Below are 17,986 nucleotides of genomic sequence, written 5' to 3' on the forward strand. Positions count from 1 at the left end.
ATGGGTCATCAAGATGATATTGATGCATTGATTGCTGAGTTTAATAAAACTGATAAAAAGGAAGTTGATTCCGTAATTGATGAGTTTGTGGAAAAGAGTGAAGATGAAATTACAGAGAAGGCAATGAAGCCTAAAGCTGAAAAAGATGCAGCTGTTGCAAGTGAGAGTGAGGAGTCGGAGAAGTTAAGGGGAGTCAGGCTCCCGCCCAAGGAGCACAGGGTAATTGATAGACTGGATGAAATAAACAAGGAAAGTGAAGAGAAAGTCAATAAGCTTTTTGAGAAACTTGAGGCTATTTGTGCAGAGGTGGATGAAGTTGAAGGCATGATAGAAGAAATCAAACCCTATGTGAATAAGCATAAAGAATTTATGGATTTCTTTGTAGAGCACTTTCCAAGAACCGTTGTAAAGAACAATTATGAATACTTCAAAAATATCATAAATATATTAAATGACATAGAAAATAAGGTTAACAGCGTTAGGGATAACACTTACGAAGCTATGGATATATTGCAGTTTCAAGACATTACAAGACAGAAGATTGAAAGGGTTATTTCGGTTATTAAGGCCTTGCACGACTATCTCAATAACTGGTTTGCATCGTCTTATGAAGATGTTCAAAGGGCAAGGGTTGCTCATACCATCGTAGATGAAACTGAAAAGGAAAAGGTTGACCAAGAGGTTGAAGAAATAATAAAGCAAATGCAAAGGGGTGAGGTGAAATGAAGGTTATAACCATTGATGATTCTTCAACTATGAGGAGGATAATAAAGAATACATTAAAAAGAATTGGATATGGAGATGAGATATTGGAGGCTGAAAACGGTAAAGAAGCCTTGGATATTCTTGCAAGCAACGACGTGGATTTAATTATTACGGATTGGAACATGCCTGTAATGGATGGGCTTACATTTGTTAAAAAAATTAGGTCTGATCATAAATATGATGATATTCCAATAATAATGGTAACGACCGAGGCGGCCAAGGAGGATATTATTACCGCATTAAAAGCTGGGGTAAACAACTACATTGTTAAACCGTTTACTCCCCAGGTGTTGAAAGAAAAAATAGAGGCTGTATTGGGTTTAAAGGATTAAGTGATAGAGCTTAAGGGTGTTTACAGAAGGTACAAAAAGGGCTCATACTTTAAAAAAGAGTATGTGGAAGTATTAAGAGATGTCTCGATTGAAATAAATGATGGAATACACACAGGAATAATTGGAGAATCAGGGGCGGGTAAATCTACTCTATGTAGAATTATGAGCCTTCTTGAACTTCCAGATAAAGGTAATGTATTTGTAGATGGAGACAAGATAGACCGCAAAAACATCAAACGTAAGCGCGGGGTGGTCGGGATGGTTTTTCAAGATCCGATCACCTCTTTAGACCCCAAAATGAAGATTATAAACACGCTTAAGGAAGCATCAAGTAATGAGAATAAGATAAAGGATATTTGTGCTGAGGTGAATTTAGATGTAAGTCTTTTGGATAAATATCCCCATCAATTAAGCGGAGGTCAACAACAGAGGGTGGCAATAGCAAGGGCTTTATTGTCCGATGCTAAATACATAGTGTTCGATGAGTTTAGTAGTGCATTGGATGTTTCAACTCAAGCGAGGATTGTTAATTTATTGTGTGAGCTAAATAAAGATAGAAAGTATTCCTTTGTGTTTGTCTCGCACGATGTAAAACTCGTCGGCTTTCTATCCGATAAAATATATGTTATCTATAGAGGCGAAGTGGTTGAAAAGGTCGATGATTTATCTCATGTTACTCATCCTTATTCGGAGTTTCTTTTGAATGGTAGGTTCACTGATGATGGGATTGTAAAGTTTGACACATGTAGAAATGGGTGTTCTTTTTATCATCTTTGTCCATATAGAAGAAATAAGTGTTGTGATCAAAAACCTGAACTTTTAGAAATAGATAAAGGTCATAAGGTAAGGTGTTTTTTATATGATTGATATAATGTCTTTGGAATACGACGAACTTAAAAGTATATTGATAGGGCTTGGGTACGAAAAATATAGGGCTGAGCAAATATTTTCATTTTTATACAAGCAAAGAATTGAGGGGTTTGATGATATAACTGTTCTAAAAAAGGAAGTTAGACGGCAACTTAAAGAACAATTTTTTATATACAAGATAGAAGAAAAGACCTCCTATGCGGCAGATGATGGCACAAAGAAGTATCTATTCAAACTCAATGATGGTATGCTAATAGAAAGTGTGCTTATACCTATGGAGGCGAATAGGTTTACAATCTGTGTGTCAACTCAAGCAGGGTGTAGAATGGGTTGTAAGTTTTGTGCTACAGGTAGAATGGGGTTTAAGAGAAATTTATCAACTTCTGAGATTGTTTCTCAGGTTGTTTATATACTAAAGGTTAATAATCTAAAAACAGCTAATGTAGTTTATATGGGGATGGGAGAGCCGCTGGATAACTATGAAAATACCGTTAAATCCATAAAGATTCTATCAGACGATAGAGGTTTATCTATATCCAAGCGCAGGATTACACTCTCAACAGCTGGTATTACGCCGGGTGTAAATAAACTTAAGAAAGATTTACCCAACATAAATATGGCTTTGTCATTGCATAGTATTATATCGAAAAAAAGAAGTATGATTATGCCGATAAATGACACATATCCTATAGATGAAGTATTAAATGAGCTTAAGGATTTTCCAATGCCAAGAAGGAAAAGAATAACGTTTGAGTATGTTATGATAAAAGGCATAAACGATACAAAAGATGATTTAAAGGCTCTATTGAAAGTTATGTCTAACTTTAAATGCAAACTCAATATAATTCCTTTAAATAAGCACGATTTACTTGGAACTAAATTTGAGCCTACACCTATGGATAGGATAGAGGAATTTGCAGATTATTTGAGAAATAAAGGTATGTTTGTTACGATTAGAAAATCAAAGGGTTCAAGTATAAATGCAGCTTGCGGCATGCTTGCTACTAAAGCCTCATAGCCCTTTGGTGTAGATATGGGTTAGTGCTACAGCTAATGCATCAGATACATCAAGCGGTTCATCTTTTAGATTTATGTTCAATGTTTTTTCCAAGACAAACCTTACCTGATTTTTATCTGCAGCGCCATAACCGCATATAGCTTGTTTTATTTGTCTGGGTGTATATTGAAATACTTTAAGGTTATTCTGTTTTGCAGCAATGATTACTGCCGCTTTTATCTCGCTTAATACCATTGCAGATTTTATGTTCACTGAATAAAACGGGCTTTCCACAACAACTTCATTGGGTTTAAAGTTTTTAATTGCATTGTCTAAAAACTCAAAAACTCCAAATATTTTCTCCTCCTGGGATGTTTTTTGCTTGAATTTTATAAAATCAAAATCTGTTTTCTTGGTGGTTGGGTCAATAAAACCGCATGCGGTAATAGAACTACCCGGATCCACCCCTAATATAAGCATAACGGGTATCAACTCCGAGTATTCTTTTGGCTCCTACGAACCTTTTCCAATAATATCTATCAAAGCGCGATACTTTTACTCCGCTCCTTCTTCCGGCGGCATGGATAAATCTTCCTTTTCCTATGTATATAGCAACGTGGGTTACTCTTGCGTAGTTCATGGTATGAAAGAAAAGCAAATCACCAGGTTGGAGCCTCTTTACAGATATGGGCACACCCGCGATTCTATATTGCTCCTCAGCTGTCCTTGGTAGTTTTACATTGAATTTTGAGTATATCTTTTGAACAAAACCAGAGCAATCAATACCATGTCTTAGGCTGTTTCCCCCAAATTTATAAGGCGCTCCTATGAATCTTTCTGCATATTTTATGAGTGCGTGTCTTTCCTCATTTAGGATGGAGTATCTTAATTTTAATTTCTCACTTTCTTTTAGATTTAGGCTTGGCACAAACAATACCTGGCCTATGCGTATATTTCTGCCTGTAATATCATTTATGGTTCTTATTATGCCTACGCTTGTATTAAATTTTTTTGCTATTTTCCATAGAGTATCACCTGATTTGACCTTGTAAACCTGAGAGTAAACAAGGTATTTTGGCGGGATAAATAGATTTTGTTTTCTGCTTAGAATTATCTTTTCTGTTAAATCCTTTGGTATAACAACAAGGTCTCCCGGCTTTATTATATTTCCCAATTTTGGATTCAATTCTCTTAATCTTTCAAGCGCCAAGCCAAACCTATTTGCTATGCTTCTTAGTGTATCCCCCCTTGCAACTATGTAGTATCCATCGCCGACCTCTCCAGGATTAGGTGTCCTTTTCACTTGCATATGCTTAGACGGTAGCCTTATTCTTTGTCCTGGCCTAATTTTTAGCCAATCAATATTGGGGTTTGCCTTTTTTAGTTGCCCGTACGTATAATTAAGTTTTTTTGCTATTTTTATTAGGCTATCCCCTGGTTTTATTGTGTAAAATTGTTCGGAGGCTACTTTACGGGGTGTTTGTGTTTTTGTTAATTTCTCTTTAGCTTGAACTTTTTGGATTTGTTTTTGTTCTTCATTATGTAGTATTTGTTCTTCTGTTTGAAGCGGAGCCTTAACGTATGCTGTTATGGTTTTATCAGGTAGGGCAATTTTGTCTTTGGGTTTTATCTTTAGCCAATCAACGCCTGGATTTGCCTTTTTTAGCTCACTATAGGTGTAGCCCAATTTTTTAGCTATCTTTATTAAGCTATCGCCCTTTTCTACAGTATAGAACACCTTATTTCCATTAATGGGAATGATTATTTTTTCATTGGGTTTTATCTTTAGCCAGTCAACTTTGGGGTTGGCCTGTTTAATTAGATAGGATTTGATATTAAATTTGTGTGATATCTTTATTAAAGAATCACCTTTTTTAATTATGTATATCTGATTTGCAAACGCAGAGACTTGCAAAAGTAATAGAATCAGAAGGATTCTAAAAGCATACATGTGAAATTTATACAAAATGAAGCCATTCTTTGTCAATCTTAAAAGATAATATTCACCAGATAGGTCCAAACATACTTACCACCCAAGGAGCTTCATTCAAACTCAACCGCTTTATTGATTCTTTTGAAAAATGAGTTATCTAACCCTATACTTTACCCACTCAATGCTCTGTTTCTAAATCCTAAAAAGACTCATGTTCTGTTCTTCTTATAATCTCATCCTGCAGTTTTTCGTTTAGATGGCAGAAGTAATCGCTGTATCCTGCAACCCTGACAATCAGGTCTCCGTATTTTTCCGGGTGTTTTTTAGCATCCTTTAGTGTCTCTGCGCTAGCAACATTAAACTGCACATGGTGTCCATCAAGCTTGAAGTATGTCCTTATCAGCCTAACCATGCCATCAATGCCCTTTTGGTCTTTTAGTAAGTCTGGTGTGAATTTTATGTTTAAAAGCGTTCCGCCGGTTTTTATGTGATCCATTTTGGCTGCTGATTTCAACACAGCGGTTGGACCGTTTTTATCCATGCCTTGAACAGGCGATATGCCCTCCGATATCGGCTCAAAAGCCAATCTTCCATCCGGTGTTGCGCCTATCTTTGAACCAAAATAGACATGAACGGTTGTTGGAAGCATGTTTATTCTGAACTGCCCACCCTTGTATGTTGGCCTTCCGTCTATGTTTTTGAAGAACTCCTCAAATACCTCTTTCATTATGCTATCCGCATAATCATCGTCGTTTCCATATTTGTGGGTTTTGTTTATGAGGATTTGCCTTTGGATCTCAAATCCCTCGAAGTTTTTATCAAGCATCTCCTTCAGTTCCTTTTTTGTAAATATCTTGTCCTCAAACACCATCTGTTTTATTGCAGCAAGTGAATCTGTGATTGTGCCTGTGCCTACGCCTTGAATGTATGATGAATTATACCTTGCACCGCCGTTGTAATAATCCTTGCCTTTCTTGATGCAATCATCGATTAAGATTGATAAAAACGGAGCCGGCATGTGCTTTGCGTAAAGCCTCTCAATTATTAAGTTGCCCTCTATCTTTATGTCGATGAAGTATTTTAGCTGCTTTTTAAAGGCATTCATGAGGTCTTCGAAGCTTTTAAAGTCTTCAAATCTTCCTGTTTCTAAGCCTATCTTCTTGCCCGTTAAGGGGTCAATGCCGTTATTTAGCGTGATCTCCAAGACCTTTGGTATATTAAAGTATCCCGTTAGTGTATAGTTTTCCTTGCCGAACGCCCCGCTTTCCACACAACCGCTTGTGCCTCCGCATCTGGCATCGACAATATCCTTACCCTGCCTTAGAAGTTCTTGAACAACAGCATCGGAGTTAAAAACAGAGGGCTGACCAAAGCCGGTTTTTATAATATCGATAGCTCTTTTGATGAAAGCGTCCGGGTTTTTTTTACTTACATGGATGGATGCGTTTGGTTGAACAAGCCTCATCTCCTCCACTACATCTAAAAGCATATAGCTTAGCTCGTTGACATTATCAGAGCCATCCTCCTTTATGCCTCCTATGTTTATCTGGGCAAAGTCTGTGTAGGTTGAGCTTTCCTCAGCCGTTACGCCTACCTTTGGCGGGGCAGGGTGGTTGTGGAACTTAACCCAGAGGCATTCTAAAAGCTCTTTGGCCTTTTCCTTTGTTAATCTGCCCTCTTCTATGTCTTTTTTGTAAAATGGATACAGATGCTTATCTAGTTTGCCGGGACTGAAGGCATCCCAGCCGTTTAGTTCTGTGATCACGCCAAGATGGACAAACCAGTAATACTGCAAGGCTTCGTGGAATGTATCCGGTTTGTGCGCTGGAACCTTGTTGCAGATCCTTGCGATCTCTAAAAGCTCCTTTTTCCTTTGGGGGTCGCTTTCATTTTCTGCGAGTTCTTCGGCCTTTTTGGCGTATCTTTTTGCAAACTCTATGATGGCATTTGCCGCTATCTTCATGGCTTCAAGCTCTTCCTTTTTATCCAGAGCCTCTTTATCAGCTTCGGGGTTTAGTTTTTTTAGCTGTTCATCTATCTCTTTTATGAAATCCAGCATACCCTTTTTATAGATCTTTCCATCAAGAACCGTATGACCCGGTGCTCTTTGCTCCATAAATTCTGTGAATACACCAGCTTCAAAAGCATCCTTCCATCTTTGTGGCAGGCTTTCAAACATCATATCCCTTATGGTCTTACCTTCCCAGAATGGGATTATCTCCTCGTTGTATATCCTTATAACCTCATCTGAAACCTTGTATGAGACCTTTGGCCTGTCGTTTAGCGCTCTTAAATCTTCCTCTTTGTGAAGGTTGATCTCTGGATATGTGGGTGTAGCCTTGGGTTCTTCTCCTCGCTCCCCAACGATCAACTCACCGTCGTTTATGACGACCGTTTTGTTTTTTAATATGTATTCAAATGCCTTTGCTCTCTTTATGGGGATTGAGGTTTCCTTGCAGTTTTTGTAAAACTCCGTTAAAAGCTTTGCCCTTTCAACCGATATCTTTTCAACCGCTTCAATAGATTGCCTTCTGAGTTTTTTTATCCTATCGTTCATGCCCCTTTCTTCTTTTACTACCTTGGTATAATCTATAATTTTACAGGCTACATCTTTCATATCTAACCCCCTATGTTTACTTTAAAGCCTTCTTTTTGAAAGGTTTCTTTAAGTTCCTCCATTTCCTCATCGCTTGGTTTTTTAATATCCCCAAGCAAAAACGGCATCTTCAGCCTTTTGTATTTATCCACCATCATGGAATGATACGGCAGAAGGTCAACCGAGACAACATTGTTTAGCTGTTTTAGAAATTCTATTGTTGCCTTTATGTTTTCCTGATCGTCGTTTATTGTTGGTATGATGGGTATTCTTATTGCAATTTGTGCACCTTTTTCATCCAGTGCTTTTAGGTTTTTGAGTATTATTGTGTTATCAACGCCTGTGTATTGCTTGTGTTTGGCTGGATCCATAACTTTTAAATCATATAGATACAAATCTATAAACTCAACCGTTGATAAGAGCTTTTCCTTGTCTGTATAGCCTGTTGTATCAAGGGCTAAGTGCAGATGTTTTGCCTTTAAACCCTTTATTAATTCCATTAAAAACTCATATTGAACAAACGCCTCTCCACCGGATATGGTGATACCACCACCCTCAAAGAATGCAGAATCCTTTGTTAGCTCCTCAATCAGTTCATCTGTCTTGTAATATTGCCCTACAACCTCTAAAGCGTTTGTGGGACAGCTTTGCCAGCATTTGCCACACATTGTGCAGCGTTTTGTGTTTATCTCTATCTTGTTGTTGGTAAACGATATAGCATCCTCTTTACAAACCGCTTTGCATGTAAGACACCTGATACATTTCTGCTCATAATAGATTATCTGCTGATACGGTTTCTGGCTTTCCGGATTATGACACCACAAGCATCTCAGAGGGCAACCCTTAAAGAATACGGTTGTTCTAACACCAGGCCCATCATGGATCGAGTATCGTTTGATATCAAAGATTAACCCTTTCATTTTTAGCACCTTCCTTGATATCTGATATATCACATATCCAAGTAAAAGTCAATAAATTAACACAATGTCTATGTAAAAAACTTCTACTTCTTCTATTGGATATAACATAGCAAGTGCTGCCATAAAGAAATATGCCAAGGTGCAAATGTGTTTATTCATTTTGAAAAAACTATTAGTCATATATGGATTATATTTTTTTCATTTATATTACTTAGTAATTTTATATTATCATTTATCTTCATCTTTACATTTATTTTATTGATTAGTAAAATACATTTACCTGAGAAAGGTGCGAGTATGCAGATTTTATTTATTGTTACATTAATTCTATTTTCAGGGTTTCTTTTGGTTTCTCATAAAAATGTAAAGAGTGAAAAAGAATTTACAGTTGCAGGCAGGGGTCTTTCTGCCTCGGGTGTGTCATTTGTGATAATCGGAACGCTGGTTGGCGGGGCATCGACTATAGGAACTGTGCAACTTGCCTACACCTTTGGACTTGCTGCCTGGATATTTACACTTTTCAGCGGCATAGCATGTCTTGTTTTAGGCCTTTTCTTTTCTAAACTTTTAAGAGAGGAAGAAGTTATAACCGTATCTGAGCTTATAGGCAACAGATTTGGGAATAAGGTGCAAAAATATTCCAGTTTTCTGGGTTCTTTTGGTGTGTATATACATATTGTTGCCCAGTTTCTTGCAGCTATGTCTATTATTCAGACGGTGTTTAGTTTTGGCAGATTCACCTCCATGTTTGCCGTTTTCGTTTTGATTTTAATATTTGTAGTAAGTGGTGGCATAGTCAGTTCATCGTATGTAGGAAGAATAAAGGTGTATCTACTTTATAGTTTAATGTTATTGGGCGCTTTTATAGCTTTACTAAAGCAGCATGGCCTTGTTAGTTTAATTGAATTAATACCAAACAAAAATATGCTTAGCTTGTTTTCTTATGGCAAATCCAAAGCTATAGGAGATATGTTTTCCATGGTAATAGGGGTTTTGTCCACCCAGACCTACCTACAGGCTATTTTTTCAGCTAAGGATGTAAAAACTGCGAAAAAGGGGGCTTTTTTGAGTGCAGCCCTGATACCACCCATAGGTATTTTTGGTATAATTATAGGAATTTACATGCGCATACATTATCCTGAGCTTGCCCATAACACAACCCTGGTTTTTCCTTATTTTATAAAGACATATTTTCACCCTATCATAGCTGCTATTTTTATGGCTGGTCTTACGATAATAATAGTTGGAACGGCATCTGGTTTGACTTTGGGGGTTACAACAAATATGTACATCGATATTTTAAAAGATGGTCTTTTAAAAAGATTTAAGGTTAAAGAAGTACTTAAATTAAAGTTGATAGCATTTATTGTGCTTGCTTCCTCTATGGCTATTGTACTTTTGGGATTGGATTCGAGGATTTTGGACTGGAGTTATTTGTCTATGGGTATTAGGGGTTCTGCTGTTTTTGTACCGCTTTTTATGATACTTTTGATTAAGGATAAAAATCTTTTAAGTAAACTTTCATTTATCGTTTGGCTCTCACCTGTTGCTTATCTGATTATTGCATTAATAACGAGGCATTGAGTATTTTAGTCTTTAAAAAGTGTCTGCTTTTTTGGTCTTAATATCAGATTAAATATAAAAGGTGACAATATACAGCTTATAGCTGCAAGTATGATTATTGCCGAATTTATCTCCTTGCTGATTATTTTTAATTTAGTTCCTATAATGCTTGCTGCAATTATCAAACTCAATCTTCCGCTTAACAAAACTCCCCCTGCTAGAGTTTCTTTTAATGAGAATCTTAATATGAGAGGTAGGCTTGCTATGGTTTTTATAGCTATCGCCCCTACAATTGTTATAATTATGAAGTGCAAGCCAGTCTCTGATTTTAAAGGTATGGTTGATTTTGCTCCTTGGTATATAAAAAACAGAGGTATAAAGAATCCATATCCTATAGCATCAAGCTTTGCCCTTAGGACTTTTACCCTATTTTGATTTATGGTCGATATGATTATGCCAGCAATAAAGCTGCCAAGAATAATTTCTATGCCCAATTTTTCAGACAAAAACATAAACAGGAATAGAATAGCAAACGACCCCCTTATACCTATCTGTATGTGCGGTTTGTATTGGACCATTTGTATTGATTTTGCTAAGTTTTCATTTTTTGGAACTTTTTTTATGAATTTTACAAAAAGAAAAACTACGGCTATAAATAAGAAAAATATTAAAATTTCTGCAGTTATTCTGTTTTTATCCTCATAAGCAGAAAAAATTGTTATGGCTATAAGCGTTAAAAAATCAGCAAAAAACGCGGCATATAAAAGTGTCTGTTTGTAGGTATTCTTTAAATCATTTCGCGATTTTAATGTGGGAAAGACTATAGCTACGGAGGTTGTTGAAAATATCAGAGTCATGTAAAGTATACTTTTTGAACAGTTGAATGTTTTTGTAAGGAATGATGAAAACAACCACGACATTATTGCTGTTAAGATAAAAATCATTCCAGCCAAGGAATACGGCGAACTTATAAGGCCTCCAGCGTGTTTCTTAGTATTTATTTGCGTTTCCAGTCCTCCTAAAAACATCAAAAAGGCAAGGCCAAAGTTGGATAAAAATTCCATGGTCTCAGAGCCTGTATGTATGAGATTTAAACCGCTTTTACCTATTATAAAACCTACAAATATCTCAAAGGCGACAGATGGTACAAGTTCTTTTGTTATCCTTGTAGTTAGTATGGGTATTAGAAAGCTCAAAATCACAATAAGTGTTAAAGAATCAATCATAAAAGCTTTTTTATAATGGGTATAAAATTATTTAAGATGCGGGCTGTTGCTCCCCATATTATTTCGTTGTTGTATTCAAGTAGAGGTGTTTTTCTTTTTCTGTCCCGGTATTTGTATTCTTTGTATTTTATAGGTGAATTGTCGATTAGATATACAAGTGGAATAAATAATAACTTTTCAACCTCTTTTTTGTTTATCTTAAATGGTGGCCGTCTATTTACAACGCCGACAAATGGATAAATCATAAAATTTGTGGTTAGTGTTTTTGTTGGTTCAACAGCACCAATTATTTGAATATCATCTTTATTTATGCCTAACTCTTCACATGTTTCCCTTATGGCTGTATCAAGAAAACTTTTGTCTGATTCTTCCCTTGAGCCTCCAGGAAATGAGATCTGTGAGGGGTGCAGCCTATCGTATGATGGTTTTTTCTCAAAAATTAAAACCCACTCACCATTAAGATTAAGAAAAGGTATAAGTACTGCTGATTCCTTAGCATTGGTTTCCTTTTTGGGATATTCCTTTGGCAGAGCCTTTTTTAATTTTTCTATTAACATAATAAAATTATACAAAAGAGGTATGCTTTTGGGTAGATATTTGTTGAGTGTTGGTGTAGAATTTAAATATGAAAGTGTTTTTGATTGATGTGGATAACACGCTTTACCCACCTGAAAGCGGGGTTTTTGACCTGGTTGATAAGAGGATCAACCGCTATATGATTGAATTTTTGGGCATGGATGAGAAAGAGGTTCCAAGAAAAAGAATAGAGTATTGGCATACCTATGGAACAACCATGGCTGGTCTAATGAGACACTACAATATAAACCCCCACCATTTTTTGGAATATACCCATGATATAGACTTAAAGGGCCTTATAAAACCCAACCCAAATCTAAGGCAAAAATTAAAACAGATGGAGGCCGTTAAGATAGCTTTTACAAATGCCCCTTTGAAACATGCAGAAAAAGTGCTCTCCTTGCTTGGAGTTGAGGATTTGTTTATAGATATATTTGACATCATTAGTGCAGATTTTATAGGCAAACCGCATAAATATCCATATGTTAAGATAATTAATCAAACAAAAGCAGAAGAATACATTATGGCAGATGATTTTGAAAGAAATATAGAAACAGCAAAGTCGTTAGGCATTTTTAGCATACACGTAGGAAAACAGGCCTCAAAGGGTCATATAAATGTGGAATCTTTTGAGAAAATACCTTTGGAGATTATCAATTACCCATAATCAGTAGAATTTCTCTAACAATACTTGCAGCAACTACCGAAGAGACGCCTGTTGGATCGTAATGTGGTGATAGTTCTACTACATCTGCGCCAATTATTTTCTTCTGTCTTAAAAGTTTAAGAAAGCTTAATATCTCTTTGTAGGTAATGCCGCCTGGTTCGGGTGTTCCTGTACCTGGGAAGATCGATGGGTCTAATACATCCAAATCAACTGTAAGGTAGATTGGTTTATCACCTATTCTTTTTAAGAATTCTTCTGCCTTTGATAGGTCAAAAAGACCCATGTTTACATCTCTATGGGGTAGGAGCTTGTCTTCTTCTACCATGCTTCTTATGCCGAGCTGATAGAGGTTCTCAAAACCTACAATTTCTGAACAGCGTCTCATAACGGTAGCATGAGATAGGCTTTCCCCTCTGTATGAGTCTATAAGGTCACTGTGGGCGTCTAATTGGACTATGGCAAACTCCTTGTACTTTTTTGCATAGGCTTTTATTAACGGATAGGTAATCAGGTGTTCACCGCCTAAGGCTAAAGTCTTTTTACCTTTCATTATTAGTTTTATTATGAAAGCCTCAATTAGCTTTAGGTTGAGTTCTTTATCCCCGTAACTTAGAGGTATATCACCTATATCGTAAAACCTTATATCCCGCAGGTCTTTATCCTGATAGGGGCTATATGATTCTATACCGTATGATGCTTCTCTTATAGCCTGCGGTGCAAACCGTGAACCGGGTCTATAGGTGGATGTGCCATCATAAGGCACACCCACCAAGACTGTCTTTGTCTTCTTAATCTCATGAATTGAGCAGTAGAACTTCATCTATTCCCACCATAGTACTACACAGGCAAATACTGCACCGTGTTCTTCAACTACATGGTCGACTGCTATGCTTTCAATTCTGTCTATCTCAAAACCTCTGTATTTCATACCCCACTCGGCCATTTTTCTTACCTGCTTTTCGGCTTCCTCTTTTGTTATGTCGTAATCCTCAAACTCCATAATCAGGCCATTCTTTGTGGGATCTTTCGGTATGGCTATTGCCACTGCTGCTGCTATTCTTTGTCCTTTTTTACTGGATGTTAGCGCTGCATAGGCAACAGGCACTAAATCCCCCGGTGGTAGTTCTATGTATTCCTTTTTCTTACAGGATGGGGGAAGAATGGAACTCATCTTTACTAAGTTTGTATTTCCAACGCCGCTTTCTAATAAGGCTACATCAAATGCATTCAAGGGGCTGAAGCCTTCAGCTTCTGCTGCTTTAATTGCATAAATGTTGGGAGCCCTATTGAACATGTATGGTTTCCTCCTAAAATTAAAAAATCAAACAAAAGCAGCGCTATTGTTTTCTCTTTTTTGTTGTTCTATTAAAAACGGCTTGAAACTCAAGTTCTCTATATCTAAAACCCCTCTTAATACCTCTTTTTCCTCTGTTTTTGAGGGTTTTAGAACGGTTTTTAAATACTCGTGGGCTTTCCATGGATTGGATGAATCACCACAGGTAAAAAAGTCAACTGCTGCAAAGCCGTATTCAGGCCATGTATGGATAGCTAAGTGGGATTCTGCGACGATTACAACGCCGCTAACTCCGAAGGGTTCGAAGGTTCTAAATGAGGAAGAAATAACGGTGGCATTAGCTGCTTTAGCAGCCTCAATGAGGTGATTCTCTAAAGCCTTTGGGTCGTTTAAAAGTTCCTTTTCACATCCAAAGTACTCAGCCAAAACGTGTCTTCCGAGTGCCTTCACTCATGTGCCCTCCTTTTTTCTTTTAAAAGTTTTCTCATGCCTTTTCAGGCATGGCAACAGTTGGATTTTATACCATTGTTTTGGGGATTATGCAAGTTTAAAGGGGGGGCAATATGTAGAATGTAGGGAATTTTGTTGGCAAGGACTTAAGGTACAACTATAGCGGCGTAGTTATAGGTTTATCTTTTGTTATAGTTGTTGCTGAGTTTGTAAAGATTGAGGCTTTATTTTGAGATAGTGAAATAATCGCTATAAAAGCTCTTGGTTTCGTTATCTTTGTAGTACAGTACAACTCTTACGTAGTTGTCACTATTTTTTCCAAAACCACTTACAAAACCGTTAGGTATTCTCCATTTAAATTTGCCTTGTGATGCACAACTGTCGCAATCGTTGATTACACCGGCATAATGCCCGCCTATTAAAATTGCTATACAAATAACACCTTCATCTAAGCTTTTCCACTTTATTGTATAGGTTTTTCCCTCGTGCCATACGTTTCCCTTTTTCGGCGATATTATAATATTTTCTGCGCATGCTTCAAGCGTAAGTGAAAAGAGGAAAACGCAAATTAATGCAATTAAAATCCTTTTTAAAAACTTCATAACTTTTAACTCCTTTCAAGAAAAGCAAATAAAAATAGCGAATTTATTAAAGCCATCACGATTACTTGATTGTGATTATAGATAGGGTAGTGTTTGAGAAATTGCCAAATTGGAGTTATCGAAACGCCTATCATCAGTGACCTCTTTAACTATAACATTTTTCAATGAATTATTTAGATTGAAATTAAGCGCCTCTTTTTCGTTTTTGAACTCAACCTCTAAAAGAACAAGTCCCTTGAGTTTATCCTCAAATTCATCAAATTCATAATCATAACTATCTATGTTTACCACGTATCTTGTCTTATAAAGTGTTTTTACATCATCCGATGAATTTAATATGTTTTTGTAAATGTCTTCGGTGATTTCATCTTCATATTCTTCTCTGACAAGTCCTTCGCCTTTCTTTATTGTGAGAAAGTATTTATCATTCAGCTTCCTTATTCTGCCAAGCTTGCCGTCTCTCAATAGATAACTTTGAACTATTTCGTACTTTTCAAAGTTCATACCAAACATCTTTAAAAAATACTCAACGCGTAAAGGTAAAAGTAGATACCTTCTTTCTATCTCTAATGCCATAATTCACCTCCTGTTGATACTAATTACTAAACTACAGAGCCGATTTTGTCAAAATCTTCATAATCTCCATGCAAAATATCTAAGAGTAAGTTATGTATTGCTAAATATAGATAACTAATTTTTTGACTAATACTTAATCCTTTGATATTGTTTTAAGGTAATTTTATGTCATCCTTTTCCATTTCTTGGGAGAGATCGTGAAAAAGAAAAAAAACTGTATCTCTATCTTTTTTGGCATCATTTGGATTTGTTCTGATAAGCTTTGTATTAATATCAATCTTATCGTTTGTTCTAATAAAGATAAATGGCTATATATTTAGCAAGAACATAGATGTAGTAAAGAATGAATATGTAAATCTGCTAAAAGAACAAGTTAAGGGTGATGTAATAGACATTAAAGAATACATTCCTTATCTTGCACTAAAGAGTGAACGTTCTTTAAAAAACACAATAAAGTTAAAATGTGGAAATATGTTTTCATTGTCTTATTTTATCTACTCCACTTACAAGTCAGATTCGGTCTTAGCAAAAAACATAGAAAATATCGTCTATCAAGCACTTCAAGGAGCAACATTTTTGGGAGGTGAGGGCTTTTATGGCTTAATATCACATGGTGAGTTTGTGTTTGGTCAAAAAAATCAGGATAAAATAAAACTAACCAGACCAATTCCTGTTGATTTTCAAGAAGGTTTTATAAACTTACAGCTACCCAATCAGATAAGCAATGATGTTGCATGTTATATAAAGTATTTTTCCCCGATAGCTTCATACATAGCAGCATGCATACCTCAAGAAGACCTAAGGCAAAAAATACAATATATGGTAGCGGATACTATAGCCAATAGGAATTTATCAATGAACAAAAATAGATATATTTTTATAAACGATACAAAGGGCAACATGGTGCTTATATATACAAATGTGATGCTAAACAAAAACAGGAAACTATGGGAGATCGCTAAAAACAAAGAAGATGAGAAACTCATAAGGGATGTGTTTCAGAAGGAATTAAAAGCTTACTATACAAGAGGTGGTAAGTTTATCAAATACATGTGGTATGAGCCGAAACTAAAGAAATACGGCCAAAAAATATCCTTTATATGTGCTTATAAGCCATGGGGTTGGATAATAGGAGAAGGTTTTTATGAAGATGAAGTTGATTTTGCAATAGATAGAGTTCGAAATGGCATAAAAGAAGGCATTAGTCCGATAATAAAGTATTTGTATCTTTATATACTGCTGTTAGGAGCTGGAATTTTATTGTTTAGTTATATACTATTCTTGTATCTAAATACTAAACTTAGAGATACATTTAAAGTTTTCGAGAAATCGTTTAAGGAACAAAACAGAATAGATGAATCGAAATATTCTTTATTAGAACTTAGAAATATTGCACGTTACATAAACAACTTTATAGAAAAATTCAAGGATTATGAAAATGAGTTTTTAGAGGCTCTTGTATATGCAATGGAATCCAAAGACCCATATACAAAGGGTCATTCACAGAGGGTTGCGCGATATGCAAGTCTGATAGCAAAAGAACTTGGTCTTGGTGAAGAAAAGGAGAGTGAATTATACAAAGCAGGACTTCTACACGATATAGGCAAAATAGGCATACCAGATAATATACTTCTAAAACCTGGAAAATTAACGCCAACTGAGTATAAAATCATTCAATATCATCCAATTTTTTCATACGAAATAGTATCCCAAATAGAACAATTTAAACCACTTGCCAAACATATACGACATCACCATGAACGATGTGATGGCAGTGGCTATCCTGACAAGCTAAAGTGCGAACAGATAAGCTTAGAGACAAGGATACTTGCTATAGCTGATGTATTTGATGCAATAACGAGCAAAAGAGCCTATAGAAAACAGCTCAACGCCGAAGAAGCTATAAAAATAATGGAAAAGGAGCCGTTGGATCAAGAAATACTCGCAAAAATCAAGGATAAGCTTATGCAATTGTATACAGAAGAAGAAAGTGTTGAATATAGAACAGATATGATAGAAGAAGTGGAAAAGATAAGAAAAGAGCTGTTTGATATAGACTATATTACAGGTCTAAAGCGCAGAAGGGTATTGATAGATAAGACAAATAAATTTATAGAAGAGAAAAAGCCCTTCGCTATATTTTTTATAGACATAAAAAACCTTTCATACATCAATTATACCTTTTCTACCTATATAGGGGATAAGCTCATAATCTATACAGCTATAGCGTTATCGGATGTGATTAAGGGTTGTTCAAATTGCGAAACCCTATCCAGAGCTTACAATGATGCGTTTTTGTTTATATTTAAACTAAAAAGTAAAGATTACAAAAAAGAATGCAGTAGTATGGATGAGTTTTTGAGGAATACCTTAAAGAATAAAGTTGTTGAGTTGTTTGAAAAAGATGAGGAGATAGATAAAACAACAAAAAGAAAACTTTATAGTTCTATAGAATTTCATATATTCTATGGAGTGTATCCTGATGAGTTTAAAAACACCGAAGATTTAATTTATGGCTGCATGAAAAAAAAGAAAAAGCACAGTGAGAGTTAAATATAAAGGCATCTCTTTCTTTTGGCGTGTTTAGTTACTCTATTTTTCTTGCTTTGACAAATGAGA

Annotated in this window: 18 protein-coding genes; 7 read left to right on the top strand and 11 right to left on the bottom strand. The window is 36.0% G+C overall.

Annotation, left to right across the window (positions count from 1 at the left end; genetic code table 11):
- From HIPMA_RS01830 to rlmN, 4 genes are read left to right on the top strand one after another with little or no spacing between them, the layout of a single operon-like run.
- On the top strand, positions 1–726 hold the full coding sequence (locus tag HIPMA_RS01830) for a V-type ATP synthase subunit I domain-containing protein (protein WP_013681377.1): 726 nt from the start codon (positions 1–3) through the stop codon (positions 724–726).
- Positions 723–1,097: a response regulator gene (locus tag HIPMA_RS01835; RefSeq protein WP_013681378.1), complete on the top strand. Its 375-nt coding sequence runs from the start codon at positions 723–725 to the stop codon at positions 1,095–1,097. Before HIPMA_RS01830 ends, HIPMA_RS01835 begins: the two co-directional genes overlap by 4 nt.
- Positions 1,098–1,964, top strand: a complete 867-nt coding sequence (locus HIPMA_RS01840; protein WP_013681379.1) for an ABC transporter ATP-binding protein — start codon at positions 1,098–1,100, stop codon at positions 1,962–1,964. It abuts the gene before it with no gap.
- A complete protein-coding gene (gene rlmN / locus HIPMA_RS01845; RefSeq protein ID WP_013681380.1) occupies positions 1,957–2,985 on the top strand; it encodes a dual-specificity RNA methyltransferase RlmN in 1,029 nt (342 codons plus the stop codon). Before HIPMA_RS01840 ends, rlmN begins: the two co-directional genes overlap by 8 nt.
- Here the strand turns inward: rlmN and ruvC are convergent.
- The 4 genes from ruvC to HIPMA_RS01865 all read right to left on the bottom strand — a co-directional run bounded on the left by ruvC (position 2,980) and on the right by HIPMA_RS01865 (position 8,413).
- Positions 2,980–3,444, bottom strand: a complete 465-nt coding sequence (ruvC, locus tag HIPMA_RS01850; protein WP_013681381.1) for a crossover junction endodeoxyribonuclease RuvC — start codon at positions 3,442–3,444, stop codon at positions 2,980–2,982. The genes rlmN and ruvC overlap by 6 nt on opposite strands.
- Positions 3,416–4,915: a LysM peptidoglycan-binding domain-containing protein gene (locus tag HIPMA_RS01855; protein ID WP_148226550.1), complete on the bottom strand. Its 1,500-nt coding sequence runs from the start codon at positions 4,913–4,915 to the stop codon at positions 3,416–3,418. The genes ruvC and HIPMA_RS01855 overlap by 29 nt, the downstream gene beginning before the upstream one ends.
- A gap of 181 nt (positions 4,916–5,096) precedes the next feature.
- Positions 5,097–7,514, bottom strand: a complete 2,418-nt coding sequence (gene hypD, locus HIPMA_RS01860; protein WP_013681383.1) for a trans-4-hydroxy-L-proline dehydratase — start codon at positions 7,512–7,514, stop codon at positions 5,097–5,099.
- A 2-nt stretch (positions 7,515–7,516) separates the two neighbouring features.
- Positions 7,517–8,413 carry a glycyl-radical enzyme activating protein gene (locus tag HIPMA_RS01865; RefSeq protein ID WP_013681384.1) on the bottom strand — a complete coding sequence of 299 codons (897 nt, stop codon included), beginning with the start codon at positions 8,411–8,413 and terminating at the stop codon, positions 7,517–7,519.
- A gap of 297 nt (positions 8,414–8,710) precedes the next feature.
- Here HIPMA_RS01865 and HIPMA_RS01870 point away from each other — a divergent pair, with 297 nt between their 5' ends.
- The gene (locus HIPMA_RS01870; protein ID WP_041323922.1) at positions 8,711–9,997 is read left to right on the top strand and encodes a sodium:solute symporter family protein; all 1,287 of its coding nucleotides are present in this window, start codon (positions 8,711–8,713) and stop codon (positions 9,995–9,997) included.
- 5 nt (positions 9,998–10,002) lie between these two features.
- On the opposite strand, the gene HIPMA_RS01875 is transcribed toward HIPMA_RS01870, so the two are convergent.
- Both HIPMA_RS01875 and HIPMA_RS01880 read right to left on the bottom strand, forming a co-directional pair.
- Positions 10,003–11,202 (bottom strand): cation:proton antiporter, encoded by a 1,200-nt coding sequence (locus HIPMA_RS01875; protein ID WP_013681386.1) that lies wholly within the window; start codon positions 11,200–11,202, stop codon positions 10,003–10,005.
- Positions 11,199–11,759: an NUDIX hydrolase gene (locus HIPMA_RS01880; protein WP_013681387.1), complete on the bottom strand. Its 561-nt coding sequence runs from the start codon at positions 11,757–11,759 to the stop codon at positions 11,199–11,201. The genes HIPMA_RS01875 and HIPMA_RS01880 overlap by 4 nt, the downstream gene beginning before the upstream one ends.
- 68 nt (positions 11,760–11,827) lie before the next feature.
- Here HIPMA_RS01880 and HIPMA_RS01885 point away from each other — a divergent pair, with 68 nt between their 5' ends.
- Positions 11,828–12,445 carry a pyrimidine 5'-nucleotidase gene (locus tag HIPMA_RS01885; RefSeq protein WP_013681388.1) on the top strand — a complete coding sequence of 206 codons (618 nt, stop codon included), beginning with the start codon at positions 11,828–11,830 and terminating at the stop codon, positions 12,443–12,445.
- On the opposite strand, the gene speB is transcribed toward HIPMA_RS01885, so the two are convergent.
- The 5 genes from speB to HIPMA_RS01910 form a co-directional block, all read right to left on the bottom strand.
- The gene (gene speB, locus HIPMA_RS01890) at positions 12,432–13,265 is read right to left on the bottom strand and encodes an agmatinase (RefSeq protein ID WP_013681389.1); all 834 of its coding nucleotides are present in this window, start codon (positions 13,263–13,265) and stop codon (positions 12,432–12,434) included. The two genes, HIPMA_RS01885 and speB, sit on opposite strands and share 14 nt — an antisense overlap.
- Entirely contained in the window at positions 13,266–13,739 is a 474-nt protein-coding gene (locus tag HIPMA_RS01895; RefSeq protein ID WP_013681390.1) for a pyruvoyl-dependent arginine decarboxylase, read from the bottom strand.
- 27 nt (positions 13,740–13,766) lie between these two features.
- Entirely contained in the window at positions 13,767–14,189 is a 423-nt protein-coding gene (gene speD, locus HIPMA_RS01900; RefSeq protein ID WP_013681391.1) for an adenosylmethionine decarboxylase, read from the bottom strand.
- Positions 14,190–14,413: 224 nt separating this feature from the next.
- Entirely contained in the window at positions 14,414–14,791 is a 378-nt protein-coding gene (locus tag HIPMA_RS01905; protein ID WP_013681392.1) for a GPI anchored serine-threonine rich family protein, read from the bottom strand.
- Between the two features lie 75 nt (positions 14,792–14,866).
- The gene (locus HIPMA_RS01910) at positions 14,867–15,367 is read right to left on the bottom strand and encodes a CYTH domain-containing protein (protein ID WP_013681393.1); all 501 of its coding nucleotides are present in this window, start codon (positions 15,365–15,367) and stop codon (positions 14,867–14,869) included.
- Positions 15,368–15,598: 231 nt separating this feature from the next.
- Here HIPMA_RS01910 and HIPMA_RS09005 point away from each other — a divergent pair, with 231 nt between their 5' ends.
- Positions 15,599–17,920 (top strand): cache domain-containing protein, encoded by a 2,322-nt coding sequence (locus tag HIPMA_RS09005; RefSeq protein WP_013681394.1) that lies wholly within the window; start codon positions 15,599–15,601, stop codon positions 17,918–17,920.
- The last annotated feature ends 66 nt before the right edge of the window (positions 17,921–17,986 follow it).

The organism is Hippea maritima DSM 10411, assembly GCF_000194135.1.
GTDB lineage: Bacteria > Campylobacterota_A > Desulfurellia > Desulfurellales > Hippeaceae > Hippea > Hippea maritima.